This is a genomic window from Dolomitihabitans soli (genome assembly GCF_022213955.1).
In the GTDB taxonomy this organism is placed as follows: Bacteria; Actinomycetota; Actinomycetes; order Streptosporangiales; family Streptosporangiaceae; genus Streptosporangium_A; species Streptosporangium_A soli.
Window position 1 is genome coordinate 200423 of sequence record NZ_JAKNTW010000018.1, and the last position, 16651, is coordinate 217073.

The window sequence follows — 16651 nt, forward strand, 5'->3', positions numbered from 1 at the left end:
GCGCTGACGTCCCGCCGGCCCACGCCGTTCGGCAGCGTCGTGTCCTACTCGTTGTGTTGCCCGTCCCGCGCGACCTTCCTGACCGGGCAGTACGCCCACAACCACGGGGTCCTGGGCAACCAGCCGCCCGACGGCGGGTACGAGGGGTTACCCGCCGAGGAGACCCTGCCGGTGTGGCTGAGCCGAGCGGGCTACGACACCGCGCACATCGGCAAGTTCCTCAACGGCTACGGGCGGGCACGCCCCACCGAGATCCCGCCCGGCTGGACCGACTGGCAAGGCTCGGTGGACCCGAGCACCTACCGCATGTGGGGCTACACCCTCAACGAGAACGGCGTCCTGCGCACCTACGGCACGGCGGACGTCGAGGATCCCGCGCTCTACCAGACCGACGTCTACGCCCGTAAGGCCGTCGACTACATCAAGCGCAAGGCGCCGGCCGACAAACCGTTCTTCCTGTCCTTCGCGCCGCTGGCCCCGCACGGCGAAGGCGCCGCCGCCGGCGCCGACCTGTCCCAGCGCAACCCCCGTCCCGCTCCCCGGCACCGTGGCGACCTCGAAGGTGTGACGTTGCCCAAGCCACCCAGCTACGACGAGGCGGACGTCTCCGACAAGCCGGCGGCAGTCCGCAACCGGCCCCGCATCACCCCCGCGAACGAGCAGCGCATCGAGGACGTACGGCTCAAGGGCCGGCTGGAGTCCCTCCTCTCCGTGGACGACGCGGTCGCCGACATCGTGGCCGCGCTGCGGACGTCCGGCGAGCTGGACGGCACGCTCATCGTGTTCACCTCGGACAACGGCTGGATGCAGGGCGAACACCGGATCCAGAGCGGCAAGGTGGTCCCGTACGAGGAGTCGATCCGGGTGCCGCTGATCATCAGGGGCCCCGGCCTTCCGGCGGGCAGGCACGTCGGCACGATCGCCGCCAACATCGACCTCGCGCCGACGATCCTGGACGCCGCGGACGCCACCGCCGGGGTGCCCCTCGACGGCCGCTCACTGCTGCCGATCGCCGGCGACACCGCCTCGTTCGCCCGCGGCATCGTGATCGAGACCGGACCCAAGCAGAGCGGCAACTGGTACATCGGCCTGCGTGCCCCGAGATGGAAGTACGTCGAACACTCGACGGGCGAGCGGGAACTGTACGACCTGCAACAGGATCCCCACGAGCTGACGAGCGTCCACGCCGATCCACGCTACGCCTCCACCCGGCAGGCGATCGCCGGCCAACTGTCGGCCCTGCGCGCATGCGTGGGCGCCGCCTGCCGCCAGTGGACTCCGGTCCCCGGGCCGAAGCCCTGATCGGCGGCACGACCGTCACCAGGACGTGGTGGGGGCGCCGTCCGTGCCTGAACCGCACCCGGGACCCGCGGGCGGTTCAGGTGCGGGCGGCCTCATCGCGGGGGTGCGCGTTCGACGGCAGGCGGACGGTGCGCAGGAACGCGGGCAGCAGCCACGGGCGGGGCCCGCCGACCACGACCTTGCCCGTGAGGGCCGCGCGCGCCTTGCTGATCCGGCCGAACAGCATCAGGTTGAGCCCCACCGGTTCGAAGGTCACGCGTACGTCGGCGCGGCCCGGCTCCTCGACCGTCACCCGGCCGTTGCGCAGCACGAGCATCACCGGCCGGGTGTACCTGGACCGGAACTCCACCGCGATGCGGCGGTCTCGCGGCGGCCCGCCGTTGTCCAGCAGGGTGCCGATGTCGAGCCGCGTCATGCCGATGATGAACACCTCGAAGAACAACGCGGCGTCCCTCGGCGGCATCGCCCAGCGCGCCCCGGTGGCACGGGCGATGTCCCAGCCGTGGATCAGCAGTTCGTTGACCAGGTGGGCGAGGACGCCCGCCACGGGCACCTGGGCGCCGCCCAGCCAGGTCACCGGTTTGCCCGGGTGGAGCTTCTCGCTCGCGCGCAGGAGGTGGTCGATGTCGGCCTTCAGTCGTTCGGCGAGCTGCCGCGGGCGGCGTTCGGTGTACTGCCGCAGGATCAACTCGTTCATCTCGGCGACGGTGTCGACCGTGGTGGCCAGGATCCGGTCCTCGTCCGCGGGGAACGGGTGCGCGATCGCCTCGGGCTCGATGAGCGAGGTGTAGAGCGAGGAGATGGTGACCACGTGGGCGACGGTCTCGGCGACCGACCACTCCGCCGTCACCTTGGTCTGGGGGTCGCGCACGGCGGTCACCAGCTCGGCGAACCGATCACCGGTCTCTTTGAGGGAGGCGCGCGTCACCTGCCACTGATCGTGCGGGATATCAGGAGCCACGTCGGTCCTCCAGAAACTCGCCAGCCGCGGTAATGCTAACAATGGGCGGGTCTGACGCCGTTCTTCCGCTGTGCTGCGTCACGCCGGGCTGTGCGGGGCGTGTTCACATCACGCAGTCGTCCTCGTGGAGGTCCTGGAGTTCGGCCGCGCTTTCCACTATTCGCCGGTAGTCCGGGCACTGGGTGAAGTCGTCGGCTCCGCACTCCATGAGGTGCTCGATCAGCGTCTTGGACGACGTTATCTCGCGAAGCCGTCGCTCCAGCTCCGCGTGCTGCCGCTGGAGGAGTGCCCGGCGCTCGGCCCGGCCGGAGACGTTGAGCATCGCCCGGATCTGCTCCAGGCTCATCCCTCCCGCCTTGGCACGGACGATCGTCAGGACCCGGATGACGTGGTCGCGGGTGTAGCGGCGACGGCCGTTCACCCGGGCCGCCGGCGTCAGCAGACCCATCGCCTCCCAGTGGCGCAGCACGTGCGGCGCGAGATCGAACCGCTCGGCCAGTTCTCCGATACGCATGGAATCGCTTGACTTCATGTTGACATTAACTTGCAGACTTGGCTCCACGTCAAGCGATCACCTTTGTGGAGGCAGACATGTTCGACGCTGTCATAGTCGGCGCGGGCCCGGCCGGCCTGGCCGCCGCCCTGACCCTGGGGCGGGCCCACCGTACGGTGCTCCTGCTCGATGCCGGGGACGGCCGTAACGCCCCGGCGCGGGCGGTGCACAACTTCCTGACCCGGGACGGCACGCCGACTGCCCGGTTGCGCGAGCTCGGCCGCGAGGAGCTGACGGCCTATCCGGCGGTACGGATCCGCGACGAGACGATCACCGGCGTCCGCGTTCTCGACGAGGGCGGCTTCCACCTGGACTCCTCCGACGGCGGTACGGCGAGCGCGCGACGGCTCCTGCTGGCCACCGGGCTGGCCGACGAGCTTCCCGGCCCGCGCGGAACCGGAGAGTTGTGGGGCCGTTCCGCCTTTCACTGTCCCTACTGCCACGGCTACGAGTGCACCGGCAAACCGGTCGCGGTGATCGGCGCGGCCCCGGCCAGGGTACGGCTGGCGCTGCAGCTGAGCCGCTTCGCCGCCGACGTCGCGCTCTGCACCGGCGGCGAGCCGCTCGACCCCGCGTCGCGCGCGAAGCTGGAGTCGAACGGTGTCACCGTGCGGTGCGAGGCCGTGGCCCGTCTGGAGGCGACCGGTGACCGGCTCGACCGGATCGTGTTCGAGAGCGGCCCGCCGCTCGACAGGGACGCCGTGTTCGTCGTCAACGTGCCGCGCCAGCGCTCCGACCTGGCCGCCCATCTCGGCTGCGCGTCCTTCGCCGACGGGTGCGTGGAGGTGAACGAGTTCGGCCGGACCAGCGTGCCGGGAGTGTACGCGGCGGGTGACATGGCGCGGCGGGCCACCGTGCCGATGCCGCTGGCCGCGGTCGTCACGGCGGCGGCGAGTGGCACCGTCGCCGGCGCGGTCATCGACCAGGACCTGCTCGCCGCCGACTTCGACCTGCCCGACCCGTTCGCGCAGGCGAAGGGCTGAGCGAAGTGTCCGCGGACATCACTCAGACCACGTCCGGCGCCCCGCCCAGGGCGAGCAACGTGCCGCTCGCCACGGCCGGCCTCCTGATCGGCATGCTGCTGTCGGTCCTGGACCAGACGGTGGTGGCCATCGCCCTGCCCGCCATCGCCGCCGACCTGGGCGGCATGGACGCGATCGGCTGGATCATCACCTCCTACGTGCTGGCCTCGACCGCGACCGGCGCCCTCTACGGCCGCGTCAGCGACCGGTTCGGCCGGCGCGCGGTCTTCACCGCCGCGGTCGCCGTCTTCGTCGCCGGCTCCGCGCTGTGCGGGCTGGCCCAGACGACGCCCCAGCTGATCGCCGCCAGGACTCTGCAGGGCGTCGGCGCCGGCGCGTTGTTCGTGCTGCCCACGATCGCCCTGTCGGAGCTGTACCCGCAGCGCCTGCGCAGCAGGGTCCAGGGCCTCACCGGAGGCGTCTTCGCCCTGGCTAGCGTAGGCGGGCCGCTCGCGGGCGGAGCGATCACCGACGCCGTGGGCTGGCGCTGGATCTTCTACATCAACCTGCCCCTCGGCCTGCTCGGCATGGCCCTCGTCGCGTTCGCGCTACGGCTGCCCAGGACGGCCGCCGGCGGCAAAATCGATGTCACGGGGGCCGTGCTGATCGCGGGGGCGACGGTGAGCCTGCTGCTGGTGGCCGAATGGGGCGGCCGTGCCCATGCCTGGACCTCCGGCGTGATCCTCTTGACGGCCGGGACCTTCGCGGTGCTGCTGGCACTGTTCGTGTGGTGGGAAAGACGTGCGGCCAACCCGCTGATCCCGCTGCGGCTGTTCGCCGACCCCGCGCTGCGCGTCGCCCTGCCCGCCACCGCGTTGCTCGGCGCGCTGCTCGGAGGGTCGATCGTCTACCTGCCCACCTATCTGCAGGCCGCCTACGGCATGGGCGCCACCCAGGCGGGCCTCGCGCTCAATCCGTACGTCATCACGTTCATGGCGGTGTCCGCACTGGCCGGCGCCCGCGTCGGCGCGAACGGCCGGTTCAAGCCCTACCTGCTCGCCGGCTCCGTGATCGTGGTCGTGGGGTTCGCGCTACTGGGCCGGGTGGATTCCGGCACGGCCTACGCCCTGCTCGCCGTGGAGCTCGGGGTGCTGGGCGCCGGCTTCGGGCTGCTGATGCAGAACCTGGTGGTCGTCGCGCAGAACGCGGCCTCCCCCGCGGATCTGGCGGCCACCACCTCCGCCGCGGTGTCCGTCCGCGGCCTCGGCCTCTCGCTCGGGGTGGCGATCTTCGGGAACCTGCTCACCCGGGAACTCCAGGGCCGCGCTCCGGGCCCGGAGGCGACGGCCGCGGCCATCCCCGACGTCCTCTTCTGGGGCATGCCCGCCGCCGTCGTCCTGGTGGCGCTGATGGCGCTGCTGCCCCGGACGGTCGATCGCGCCCGCCGGGCAGAGCCAGGACGATGACGAGCCCCCGGTGTCGGACGATCGCCGGGTCGTGGACCGGAGGCCCGCGCCGTACCTCGGGTGCGGCGCGGGCGTGAGCGGCGCGGGTGGTCAGCGGCCGCCGGGGAGGGTCAGGCCGATGATGAGCGGGTCGTGGTCGGAGGAGCGGTAGGCGTCCGGCTTGTAGAGGCCGGGCGGGTTGTACTCGGTGTTGTAGTCGAGGATGAGCGGCTCGTCGGCGTTGTTGTGCCAGATGGTGGCGCTGGTCACGCGCTTGAGCAGTTGCCTGCCGACCAGGACGTGGTCCAGTTCGCCCGACAGGCCGTCGAAGACGTAGCTGTAGCGCAGCGGCGAGGGGACGAACCTCTTGGTCACGCTGGTCAGGCCGCCCGCTTCGAGGGTGTCGATCGGGTCCTCCTCGCCGTAGGCGTTGAGGTCGCCGAGGACGAGCGGGTTCGGCAGGTCCAGGGAGCCGATCAGGTCGAGTACGGCGCGGGCCTGACGGACCCGCTCGGCGTTGAAGCAGCTCTGGCCGTCACCCTGGTCCTGGTCCGCACCGGTCGCACCGTCGCAGCCCTTGGACTTGAAGTGGTTGACGATCATGGTGAACGGCTGGCCCCCGGCGGTCCGCCTGAAGGTCTGGATCAGCGGTGGCCGGCGGAACACCGGGTCGGCGGACGACTGGGCGGCGCCGACCGGCGAGAGCTTCGCGGGCTTGTAGATGGCCGCCACCTTGATCTCGTCGGTGCCCGGGACCGGGTGGCCGAGCGCCGCGTAGGTGCCCGCCCCGACCTCGGCGTTGAGCGCGTCCACCAGGGCGTTCAGCGCGGTCTGGCCGTTGTTCTCGACCTCCATCAGGCCCACGGCGTCCGCGTTGAGCGCCTTGAGCGTGGCCACCAGCTTGGCGAGCTGCCGTTGCTGCTCCTGCTGGGTGTCGGCGCCGCGCGCGTCGAGGGTGGTGAACCAGTTGAGCGTGTTGAGGCTGGCCACCTTGACGTTCCCGAGCACCGGGAACGGCTTCGGCAGGCGCGGGTTGGTGCGCAGGAAGTCGATCGGCTTGGTCGGCTGGAGCCGGTACGAGCCGAATCCGTAGCCGAGGACCCCGGTGATGCCGAGCGCGCCGTCACCCGCCCGTACGGCACGCGGCGTGGTGAAGGGCACGGAGGGCGGGTTCTGCACGGTCGAGCCGTCGTCGATGAGCAGCCGGCGGCGGTCGTTCAGGGCGGCGTCGACGCCCGGCCGGTCGGTGGGCTGGTAGAGGCGCCCCTCCGAGGAGACGGTGACCTCGCCGAACCGGCCGAGCTGGTAGTGCTCGCTGACGGTCAGCAGTTCGGGGAAGGTGACGAGCATGTTCTCCAGGGGTTCGAAGGTGACGCCCTGGGGGCGGGGCAGGCTCTGCCGTACGGGCTGGACGGTGCCGGTGCCGCAGACGTCGGCGGCGGTGACCGGGGACAGCTCGGTCCAGCCGTTGAACTCCACGACCCTGCCGGTGACCAGCACCTTGTCACCCGGCTTCACGTCCGTGACGGACGGTCCCGCGAAGGCGAAGAGGGCGTCGGAGGTGGCCGGGTCGGCGTCGGGGGTGGGGTCCTGCAGGAAGAAACCGCCGAGCTGGGTGCTCTGCTGGAAGTCGGCGGTCACCACGCCTTCGACGCGGACGGTCTGCCCGGCCAGCGGCGTGGCGTCGCCGGAGCCCTGCACCTCGGCGATCTGATGGGTGGCCGGCCGCTCACACGGGTCGCCCGTGGGCGTGGGAGTGGGAGTGGGCGTGGGCGTGGGCGTGGGCGTGGGCGTGGGCGTCGGAGTGGGGTCCACGCCGCCGCAGGGGGCGGGCGGGGTGGCGGTGTTGCGCGGCTCGGGAACGCCGGTCGTCAGGTCCGCGCTGTTGTCGTCGGTGTCGGCGCAGCCGTGGTCCGCGCGCCGGCCGGAGGTCGTGGCGCTCAGCGCGGGGGCCGGGGCGCCCTCGAAGTAGTCGGCCCCGCCGTACCCGACGAGGTCGGCGATCAGCGCGGTCTGCTCCGGGGTGCACGGGGTCGAGCCGCCGTTGCACGCGAGCCCGGCGGCGGCGCGGACCAGCACGACCTTGCCCGCCGTGCCGCTCATGTTGGCCGAGCCGGTGGAGTCGGGGGTGGGGAGCGGGGAGCCGTTGGCGCCGCCGGCGAGCCGTACCAGGTGATACTGGCCGGGGGCCAGGGTGCCGGAGAGCGGGGCGACGGGGTTGGCGCCGAAGGTGCCGGTGCCGGTGGCGCTGGCGTACTGGACTGACCAGCCGTCCAGGGACGCGGGCGCGGAGCCGCGGTTGAACAGCTCGACGTAGTCGTTCGCCAGCGGCGCGCCGCTGTTCCCGCCGCCGCCGTACACCTGGCTGACGACGAGGGAGCCCGGCGCCGCGGCGGCCGGGGCGGAGGACAGGGTCGCCATCCCGACGGCGGACACGCCGAGGGCGACGAGGGCGGCTAACGCCCGGGTCAAAGCACGCATGCCCGGAGCGTAGAACCGCCGCACCGCTGAAAGGGCGCGTCATAGGTGGATAGACGGTGAAATCGAGAACTCTGACAGTATCTGTCGATGCCCCCCGGCCAGGTATGTCCGCCCCATGCCTTGACAGCGTCCCGTCATCGATTTTCGGGGGAGCGGAGCCGTCCCCGACCCGTGGCCAGGGAAAGGTCAGGGGAGTCCCTGATTACGGTGTCCGGGTCGGCCCTGGAAGGATGAAACCCGCGGGAGCCGCGCGTGGCAGGGGGATCGAGGAGCTGGGGAGATGTCTGCGGGAACGAGCCTCATCGATGACTACGTGGACTCCCTCGGCCGCACCCTCAAGGGCCCCGGCCGACCGAAGCGCGATCTGGTCGCCGAGGCGCGCGACAGCCTGCTCGACACGGCGGACGCGCTGGAGGAGGACGGGCTCGACCGGGTGGTGGCGGAGCGGACGGCCGTGCTGGAGTTCGGCGACGTGCGCGCGATCGCGCCCGGCTACCAGCGGGAGCTGACCGTCTGCGTCGGGCGGCGGCTGGCGGCGTTGCTGTTCGCGACCGTGCCGGCGACCGCGCTGATGTGGTCGGTCATCTGGCAGATCTTCCCCACCGCCCCGGCCGGCGCGGTGATCCAGCCCGGCTGGTTCGTTCCCGTCGCACGGTCGCTGGACATCCTCCAGCTCATCACCGGCGTGCTCGGCGCGGTCGTGCTGGTCATGCTGGGGCGGGGGTCGCGCCGGCTGCGCAGGCCGGAGCGGGTCACCCGGGCGCTGGCGGTGTTCGTCTGGGCGATGCTGGCGCTCTCACTCGTCCTGTGCGCGGCGCTCACGTTCGGCGCGCACGGCCTCGACGGCTTCGACGGTTATCCACCGGGCCTCGTGGCGTCGCTGCTGAGCTGGCTCTTCTGGATGGCCCAGGGCTACGGCGCGATCCGCTGCATGCGGGTGAGCCGGCTGCACCTCGCCTGACCCGCCCTTCGCTCACGGAGTCGCGCGCGGCGCGATCACACTGCCGATCACGCTGGAGAACTCCCGCCAGTCGGAACGCTCGCCTTCCAGCGCCCGGTGCCCGGACGCGGTCAGCCGGTAGGTCCTGCGCTTGCGCCCGCCGACGGTCGCCCACTCGCTGGTGAGGTGGCCGATCCGCTCCAGACGGCGCAGCGCGGGGTAGACGGTGCCGGTCGGGACGGCGAGCGCACCCCCGCTGCGTTCCTGCAACGCCTCGATGATCGCGTATCCGTGCAGCGGCTGGTGCTCAAGCACGGAGAGCAGCAGGGCGTCCATATGGCCCCGGAGCGCGTCGGTGTTCACGATCCAACTCTATCTCTGTCCAACATGTAGGCAGTCTATATGTAGACTCTCTATATGTAGACAGGCACAACGACGGAGTTGACAGCGATGGACGCGCTCGATCTGGCCAGGACGCAATTCGCGGTGACAGGAAGCCTGCACTTCCTGTTCGTCGTGCTCACCCTGGGCCTCGCCCCCCTGGTGGCGATCATGCAGACCAGGCACGCGATCACCGGCAAGCCGATCTTCGGGCGGATGACCCGGTTCTGGGGCCAGATCTATGTGATCAACTACGCCCTCGGGATCTTCACCGGGCTGGTGATGGAGTTCCAGTTCGGCCTGAGCTGGAGCGGCCTGTCCCACTTCGCCGGCGACGTGTTCGGCGCACCGCTCGCGATCGAGACCCTGGTCGCGTTCTTCCTGGAGTCCACCTTCCTCGGGTTGTGGATCTTCGGCTGGCACCGGCTGCCCAAGTGGCTGCACCTCGCCTGCATCTGGCTGGTCACGCTCACCGCCTACGCGTCCGCTTTCTGGATCATGGTGGCGAACTCGTTCCTGCAGAACCCGGTGGGCTCGGAACTGCGCGGCGACCACCTGGCACTGACCGACTTCGGCGCCCTGCTGACCAACCCCAGCCTGGTGTTCGCGTTTCCGCACGTCATCAGCGCCGGGCTGTGGACCGGCGGCTTCGTCATCATCGGGGCCAGCGCCTACCACCTGCTGAAGCGCACCGCCGAGCAGGAGTTCTTCACCCGCTCACTCCGCCTGGGCGTGGTCACCGCGCTCATCGGCTCGCTGTCCACCGTCGGCTTCGGCTACGCCCAGTTCGGCGCCGTCGGCGAGGTCCAGCCGGACAAGTTCGACGGCGCCCCGCTGGCCGCCGCCGGCCTCGGATTCATGATGCTCATCGGTGAGCTCCTGCAGTTCGTGGTGTTGTTCGCGCTGCTGCCGCTGCTGATCCGAAACGCCCTCGCCCGCTGGCGGTGGACCCATCCCCTCCTCATCATGATGACCCCGCTGCCCTTCCTCGCCGCGATCCTCGGCTGGCTGGCCCGCGAGGTCGGGCGGCAGCCGTGGCTGATCCAGGACCGGCTCCTCGTGGCCGACGCCATGTCCCCCGGGCTCACCTCCGGCATGGTCACCGGCTCGCTGATCGCCTTCACCGGCGTGCTGGGCCTGCTCGCCGTCATCGACTACGCGCTGATCGCCCGCGCCGTACGGCGGGGCCCGTCCGCGACCTTCCTGGGCGCCCGCGAGGAGCCCGGCACCCCCGACCGCGCCCCGGCGCTGAGCCTGTAGGAGACGGCCATGGAGATCATCTGGTTCGCGACGCTCGCCTTCCTGCTCGTGGGCTACTTCGCCCTTGAGGGATTCGACATCGGGCTCGGCATGCTGCTGCCCTTCCTCGGCCGCGACCAGGCGGGACATGACCGCCTGGTGGCCGCCATGGCCCCCTTCGTGCTCGCCAACGAGGTCTGGCTGGTCGCCGCCGCCGGTGTGCTGTTCGGCGCCTTCCCGACGCTGGAGGGCGACGTCCTGTTCGGCCTGTATCCGCTGGTGGTGGCGTTGCTGGTGTGCTGGATCGTGCGGGACGCGGGACTGTGGTTCCGGCGCCGCGCCGACGGGCTGACCTGGCGTCGCCTCTGGGACGCCGCACTCTGCCTCGGGTCCTGGGGGCTCGCGCTGACCTGGGGATTCACCCTGGCGGCCCTGGCGGGCGGGCTCGGCAACCCGGCGCTCAGCCCACGCGGGGCGGTGTTCGCGCTGGTGGTGGCGGGACTCTTCGCGCTGCACGGCCGTACGTTCGCCGCCTGGCGGCTCCCCCGGAACGCCGGGGACGCCCGCCGTACCGGACGGGCCCTGTGGGGTACGGCGCTGCTGGCCGGGCTGCCCGTCGCGGCGCTCCTCGCGGTGACGGCGCCCGAAGTGCTGACGCACGCCGCCCCGTCGGCGACACTGAACGCCCTCAGCCTTATGGTGGTCCCGTTCGTCCCGCTCATGGTCGCCGCGCAGGTATGGGTATGGCGTACCTTCGGCAGGAGAAGCCCGCTCGGCACGTCGTTCTTCTAGGCACCGTCTCTTAGGCACCGTCTCTTCTGAGGGAGCAATGCACAAGGACCTCCTCCGCCTCGCCCGCGCCGAGCGCGCCGTCAAACGGCACCTCGCGGTATGCCTGGCGGCGGCGGTGCTCGCGGGCCTGCTCGTGCTGGTCCAGGCCGAACTGCTGGCCGGAGTGCTGTCCGGCCGCTTCGCGCTCTCCGCGCTGGTGTTCCTCGCGCTGGTGGTCGGCGTCCGCGCGCTGCTCGGCTGGGTGCAGGGCGTCGCGGGCGGCCGTACGGCGACGGCGGTGAAGTCGACGCTGCGGCACCGGCTGCTCGGCCGGTTGCAGGACCTCGGGCCCGGCCGCCTGTCCGCCCACCGATCCGGCGAGCTGGTCACCCTGACCGGCAGAGGGCTCGACGCGCTCGATCCCTACCTGACCGGCTATCTCCCCGCCGTGGCCATCGCGGCGATCGTCCCCGTCGCGGTGCTCGTCCGGCTCTTCGTGGCCGACCTCGCGAGCGCCGTCATCGTGCTGGTGACGCTGCCGCTGATCCCGATCTTCGGCGCGCTGGTCGGCATGCACACCAAGGCGGTCACCGAACGGCAGTGGCACGCGCTGGCCCGGCTCGGCGGGCACTTCCTCGACGTGGTGCGCGGGCTGCCCACGCTCCGCGCCTTCGGCAGGGCACGGCACCAGGCGGGCGTCATCGAGCAGGTCGCCGACGCGCACCGCGCGGCCACGATGCGCACGCTGCGGGTGGCGTTCCTGTCGTCGCTGGTGCTCGAACTGGCGGCCTCGCTGTCGCTGGCCCTGGTGGCGGTGCCGATCGGGCTGCGGCTGCTGTCGGGCTCGCTCGACCTGAGCACCGGGCTGCTGGTGCTGCTGCTCGCGCCCGAGGCCTACATCCCGCTCCGGATGATGGGCACCCGGTTCCACGCCTCGATGGAGGGGGTGGCGGTGGCCGACCAGGCGTTCGCCGTACTGGAGGAGGAGACCGGCAGGCCCGCAGGACGGGCGGTCACCGGGACGGGGATCCCCGAGATCCGGCTGGAGAACGTCACCGTGCGCTATCCCGGACGCGAGGACGCCGCGCTGGACGACGTCTCGCTGGTGATCGCGCCGGGCGAGCGGGTCGCGCTGGTCGGCGAGAGCGGCGCGGGCAAGAGCACGCTGCTGCATCTGCTGCTGGGCTTCGTCACCCCGTCCGCCGGCCGGGTCACCGTCGGCGGCGCCGACCTCACCACGCTCGACCTCGACGCCTGGCGCTCCCGGCTGGCCTTCGTCCCCCAGCGAGCCCATCTCTTCGCCACCACGGTCGCCGAGAACATCGCCCTGGGCGGAGACCACGACGGCGCGGGCGACGGCCCCGGCTCGGGTGATGGCTCGGCCCGCAGCTCGGGCGACACCTCGGGCAACGGCTCAGCCCGAACCTCGGGCAACGGGTCGGGGGCGGATGCGGGCTTGGCGAGTGTTCGGGCCGCGGCCGCCTCCGCGCAGGCCGCCGAGTTCGTCGAGGCGCTTCCCCAGGGGTACGACACCGTGCTCGGCGAGCGTGGCGCCGACCTGTCCGCCGGGCAGCGGCAGCGGATCGCCCTGGCCCGGGCCTTCCACCGTCCGCAGGCCGCGGTCCTGCTGCTCGACGAGCCCACCGCCCGGCTCGACGGGCGCAGCGAGGCGGCCGTCATCGAGGCCACCCGGGCGCTCGCCGACGGCCGCACCGCCATCGTCGTCGCCCATCGGCCCGCCATGATCGACCTCGCCGACCGCGTCATCCGCATCACCGAGGGCCGCGTCACATCCGACCACCCCGCCGCCACCATCGGAGACTCGTCGTGACCGGCTCCCCCACCCCTCCGGGCCCCGAGCAACCGCCTGTCCTCCACGGTGGGGAGGAGCGGTCCGGCGAACCGGAGCACGGGGTGCAGAAACCAGTGCAAACAACGCAGACGAGAGCTCCTGAGGGGTCCGCGCAGCGGCTGGGCGGGATGAAACGACTGGTTCTCGCCGGTGCGGCGGGGGCGGCGGCGGAGCTGGCCGGGGTGGGACTGATCGCGGCGGCGGCGTGGCTGATCACGCGCGCGGCCGAGCATCCGTCTCTGTCGGCGCTGAGCGTGGCGATCGTGGCGGTACGGGCGTTCGCGACGACCCGCGGGGTGTTCAGGTACGGCGAGCGCCTGTCGGGTCACGATGTGGCGTTGCGGGCACAGGCGAGCACGCGGAAGCGGCTGTACGAGGCGCTGATCCCGGCGCGCCCGCTCACGCACGGCGGCGCCGATCTGCTGAGCCGGATGGTGGACGACACGGACGCCGTCCAGGATCTGCTGGTCAGGTGCCTGCTACCGGCGGTGGCCGCGCTGGTCACCGGGATCGCGGCGGTGACGATCGGGGCGCTGGTGCTGCCGGCGGCCGCGCTGGTCATGCTGGCCGGGCTGGTGGTCGCCGGGGTGCTGCTCCCCGCCGGCACCGCCACGGCGGCGCGACGCTGGTCGGCCAGGATCGCGCCGGCCAGGGCGGAGCTGGCCGCGCGGGTGGCCGACCTGGTCCACGGGGCCGCCGACCTGGCCGCCTACGGCGCGAACGGCCGGGCGCTGGCCGCCGCCGACGACGCCGGTGAGCGGCTGGCCGTGCTGGAACGCAGGCAGTCGCGGGTGCACGCGGCGGCGCTCGCGGCGGGCGTGTTCGTGCAGGGACTCACCGTGCTGGGCGTGGTGCTCGTCGCCCGTTCGGCGGGCGTCGATCGGGTGGGCGTCGCCGTACTGGCCCTGACCTCGCTCGTCTCCTTCGAGCCCGTGCTGCCGCTGGCGGCGGCGGGCGAGCGGATGGCGGGGATCACCGCGGCCCTGCGCCGCCTGCGCGAGGTGCGCGCCACGCCGCCGGCGGTCGTCACGCCCGCCGTGCCCGCGTCCCCGCCGGACGGCCCGCTCACGGTCGAGGTGACGGACCTGGTCGTACGGCACGGCGACCGCCCGGTCCCCGCGCTCGACGGCGTCAGTCTCACTCTCGTCCCCGGCAAGCGGATCGCCCTGGTGGGCCCGAGCGGCGCCGGCAAGAGCACGCTGCTCGCCGCCCTGATGCGCCTCATCGACCCCGAATCAGGAAATATCCGGATCACGGGCACGGACGGCCACGCCGACCTCAGCGACCTGGACCCGGACGACGTACGGATGCGGATCACCGGCCTCACCCAGGATCCCTACGTCTTCCAGGCGTCCGTGCGCGACAACCTCAGGCTCGCCGGTCCGGAGGCGGACGACGAGACCCTGGAGCGTGCCGTACGGCAGGCGAGCCTCGCGCGGTGGGTGGAGCGCACCGGGTGGGACACCACGCTCGGCGAGGACGGGCGTACGGTGTCGGGCGGCCAGCTCCAGCGGCTGGCGCTGGCCAGGGCGCTGCTCTACGACCCCCGCGTGCTGCTGCTGGACGAGCCCGCGGAGGCGCTGGACGAGACCACCGCGGACGCGCTGATGTCCGATCTGCTCGACGCCACCCACGGCCGCACCACGCTGCTGGTCACCCATCGCCTGCGCGGCCTGGACCAGGTGGACGAGATCGTCGTGCTGGAGGAGGGCCGCGTGATCCAGCGCGGCAGCCACGAGGAACTCCTCGCTGCGACGGGCTACTACCAGGACCTGTGGCGGTCGGAGTCGCTGACCGCCCGCCGGTGACCCCCCGCGTTCCGCCGACGGCCTGAGCCCGCCCGCCGGCGGGCATCCCCGCTTCGCCCTCAGTTGAGTTTGCGCCACCATCAGGTTTATGATTCAAACCACTTTGAAGGAGCGCGATGGTGGAGAACGAGGAGCCGCTCAGCCCCAGCGAGAGCCTGCGGCTGATAGAGGACCAGCGGGTGGCGACGGTCAGGCGGCTCGGCGGCGACCCGCTGGTGCTGTACGTGCCGTGGGGGGTGGCGTGGCTGGGCGGTTTCGGGGCGCTGTTCCTGCACTACGGCCTGGCGGGCGAGCCGATCGTGCCGATCTCCATAGATCTCGCGCTCGGGGTGCTGTTCACACTGATCACCGCCGCGCTCGTGATCAGCTCCGCGCTGAACATCCGGCGGTCGGTCAAGATCAAGGGCGGGTCCGCCGAGAGCGGCATGATGTACGGCTACGCCTGGTTCCTCGCCTTCGTCACCATGGGCGTCATCTCGGTGCGCTTCGGCCAGCAGTTGCCCGCGCAGGAGAGGGGACTGTTGTGGGCGTCGACGTCCCTGATGATCGTCTCGGCCCTCTACATGGCGGGCGCGGCGATCTGGCAGGCCCGTCCGATGTTCTGGATCGGTGCGGCGCTCGCGGTCCTCAACACGGCCGGCACCCTGGCCGGGGCCGGCTGGCACGCGCTGCTCGTGTCGGTCTTCGGTGGCGGCGGCTTCATCCTGGCCGGGCTGCTGCTCCGGCGGCGCCAGCGGTGACCGGCCTCCCCCAACTCGACCCGGTGATCCATGCCCAGGCCCGGTTGAAGGTGGTGGCCACGCTCAACACGCTCCGCGAGGGCGACCGGATCGCCTTCCCCGGGCTCAGGGACCTGCTCGGCATGACGGCGGGGAACCTCTCGGTGCACCTCACCAAGCTGGAGGACGCCGGCTACGTCGAGATCATCAAAACGCACAAGGGGCGCACACCCATCACCTACGTCGCACTGACGCACAGGGGACGATCCGCCTTCCACGATTACACGGCCGCCATCAGGCAGTTGCTTGAGTCGGCCGGAACGGGGACCAACGATGACAACTGAAATTCTTGCCCGCACGGTCGACGTGACCCGCCGCTACGGCGACGTCGTGGCGCTCGACCGTGTCACCCTCGACATCACCGCCGGCGAGCTGGTGGGCCTGCTCGGCCCGAACGGCGCTGGCAAGTCCACCCTGATCAACCTGTTCGCCGGGTTGCGCAGCCCCACCTCCGGCACGGTGGAGCTGTTCGGCGGCTCGCCGCGTGACCCCGCCCAGCGGCGGCTCATCGGCGTGACCCCGCAGGACACCGGCCTGCCGCAGGCGCTCAAGGTGGGCGAGTGCGTCGACTTCGTCAGCGCCCACTTCCCCGCCGGCGTGGCACGTGGCCCGCTGCTTGAGCGGTTCGGGCTCTCCGACCTCGAACGCCGCCAGATCGGCTCCCTGTCCGGCGGCCAGAAGCGCCGCCTGGCCGTGGCGCTGGCCTTCGCGGGCGATCCCCGGCTGGTCTTCCTCGACGAGCCCACCACCGGCCTCGACGTCGATGCCCGCCGTACGCTCTGGGACGGCGTGCGCGACTTCCACGCGGAGGGCGGCACGGTGGTGCTGACCAGCCACTATCTGGAGGAGATCGAGGCGCTGGCGCACCGGGTGGTGGTCGTCGGGGACGGGCGGGTGCTCGCCGACGACACCATGGAGAAGGTCCGCGACATCGTCGGGGTGCGCCGCGTGAGCCTCACCGCCGCCGAGCTTCCCGAGCTGCCGGGCGTGGTCGGTGTCGAACGCCAGGGTGAGCGCGTGCACCTCGTCACCCTGGACGCCGACGAGCTCGTCCGCGAGCTGGTCCGCGCCGACGTGCCCTTCTCCGGGCTGGAGGTCCGCCAGACCTCGCTGGAGGAGGCGTTCCTGGCGATCACCGCCCGTCCCGCCGTCCTCGCCTGACCGTTAGGAGCTCCCC

15 protein-coding genes are annotated in these 16651 nt (G+C 71.9%); 11 read left to right on the forward strand and 4 right to left on the reverse strand.

Going from position 1 to position 16651, the window contains the following annotated elements:
• The first annotated feature begins 39 nt into the window (after positions 1–39).
• On the forward strand, positions 40–1302 hold the full coding sequence (locus tag MBA17_RS29710) for a sulfatase family protein (protein ID WP_238499988.1): 1263 nt from the start codon (positions 40–42) through the stop codon (positions 1300–1302).
• A 76-nt stretch (positions 1303–1378) separates the two neighbouring features.
• On the opposite strand, the gene MBA17_RS29715 is transcribed toward MBA17_RS29710, so the two are convergent.
• Positions 1379–2263, reverse strand: a complete 885-nt coding sequence (locus MBA17_RS29715) for a maleylpyruvate isomerase N-terminal domain-containing protein (RefSeq protein ID WP_238499989.1) — start codon at positions 2261–2263, stop codon at positions 1379–1381.
• 103 nt (positions 2264–2366) lie between these two features.
• Positions 2367–2777 carry a MerR family transcriptional regulator gene (locus tag MBA17_RS29720; protein WP_238499991.1) on the reverse strand — a complete coding sequence of 137 codons (411 nt, stop codon included), beginning with the start codon at positions 2775–2777 and terminating at the stop codon, positions 2367–2369.
• 77 nt (positions 2778–2854) lie between these two features.
• Here MBA17_RS29720 and MBA17_RS29725 point away from each other — a divergent pair, with 77 nt between their 5' ends.
• Positions 2855–3799, forward strand: a complete 945-nt coding sequence (locus MBA17_RS29725; RefSeq protein ID WP_238499992.1) for an NAD(P)/FAD-dependent oxidoreductase — start codon at positions 2855–2857, stop codon at positions 3797–3799.
• Between the two features lie 5 nt (positions 3800–3804).
• Positions 3805–5244: an MDR family MFS transporter gene (locus MBA17_RS29730; protein ID WP_238499993.1), complete on the forward strand. Its 1440-nt coding sequence runs from the start codon at positions 3805–3807 to the stop codon at positions 5242–5244.
• Between the two features lie 90 nt (positions 5245–5334).
• Here MBA17_RS29730 and MBA17_RS29735 read toward each other — a convergent pair whose 3' ends face one another.
• Entirely contained in the window at positions 5335–7704 is a 2370-nt protein-coding gene (locus tag MBA17_RS29735; protein WP_238500005.1) for an ExeM/NucH family extracellular endonuclease, read from the reverse strand.
• 280 nt (positions 7705–7984) lie between these two features.
• Between MBA17_RS29735 and MBA17_RS29740 the strand changes: the two genes are divergently transcribed.
• Positions 7985–8665, forward strand: coding sequence for a permease prefix domain 1-containing protein (locus tag MBA17_RS29740; RefSeq protein ID WP_238500007.1), 681 nt, complete (start codon positions 7985–7987; stop codon positions 8663–8665).
• A gap of 12 nt (positions 8666–8677) precedes the next feature.
• On the opposite strand, the gene MBA17_RS29745 is transcribed toward MBA17_RS29740, so the two are convergent.
• Entirely contained in the window at positions 8678–9007 is a 330-nt protein-coding gene (locus MBA17_RS29745) for a PadR family transcriptional regulator (RefSeq protein WP_238500009.1), read from the reverse strand.
• A gap of 87 nt (positions 9008–9094) precedes the next feature.
• On the opposite strand from MBA17_RS29745, the gene MBA17_RS29750 reads away from it, so the two are divergent.
• The 7 genes from MBA17_RS29750 to MBA17_RS29780 all read left to right on the forward strand — a co-directional run bounded on the left by MBA17_RS29750 (position 9095) and on the right by MBA17_RS29780 (position 16635).
• Positions 9095–10285 (forward strand): cytochrome ubiquinol oxidase subunit I, encoded by a 1191-nt coding sequence (locus tag MBA17_RS29750; RefSeq protein WP_238500015.1) that lies wholly within the window; start codon positions 9095–9097, stop codon positions 10283–10285.
• 9 nt (positions 10286–10294) lie between these two features.
• The gene (locus MBA17_RS29755; RefSeq protein ID WP_238500021.1) at positions 10295–11056 is read left to right on the forward strand and encodes a cytochrome d ubiquinol oxidase subunit II; all 762 of its coding nucleotides are present in this window, start codon (positions 10295–10297) and stop codon (positions 11054–11056) included.
• Between the two features lie 37 nt (positions 11057–11093).
• Positions 11094–12866: a thiol reductant ABC exporter subunit CydD gene (gene cydD / locus MBA17_RS29760; protein ID WP_238500030.1), complete on the forward strand. Its 1773-nt coding sequence runs from the start codon at positions 11094–11096 to the stop codon at positions 12864–12866.
• Positions 12867–13015: 149 nt separating this feature from the next.
• The gene (cydC, locus tag MBA17_RS29765) at positions 13016–14695 is read left to right on the forward strand and encodes a thiol reductant ABC exporter subunit CydC (protein WP_238500036.1); all 1680 of its coding nucleotides are present in this window, start codon (positions 13016–13018) and stop codon (positions 14693–14695) included.
• A 116-nt stretch (positions 14696–14811) separates the two neighbouring features.
• Entirely contained in the window at positions 14812–15435 is a 624-nt protein-coding gene (locus tag MBA17_RS29770) for a hypothetical protein (RefSeq protein WP_238500038.1), read from the forward strand.
• Positions 15432–15758, forward strand: coding sequence for a winged helix-turn-helix domain-containing protein (locus tag MBA17_RS29775; protein WP_238500040.1), 327 nt, complete (start codon positions 15432–15434; stop codon positions 15756–15758). The genes MBA17_RS29770 and MBA17_RS29775 overlap by 4 nt, the downstream gene beginning before the upstream one ends.
• Positions 15748–16635 (forward strand): ABC transporter ATP-binding protein, encoded by an 888-nt coding sequence (locus MBA17_RS29780; RefSeq protein ID WP_238500042.1) that lies wholly within the window; start codon positions 15748–15750, stop codon positions 16633–16635. The genes MBA17_RS29775 and MBA17_RS29780 overlap by 11 nt, the downstream gene beginning before the upstream one ends.
• Positions 16636–16651 lie beyond the last annotated feature (16 nt).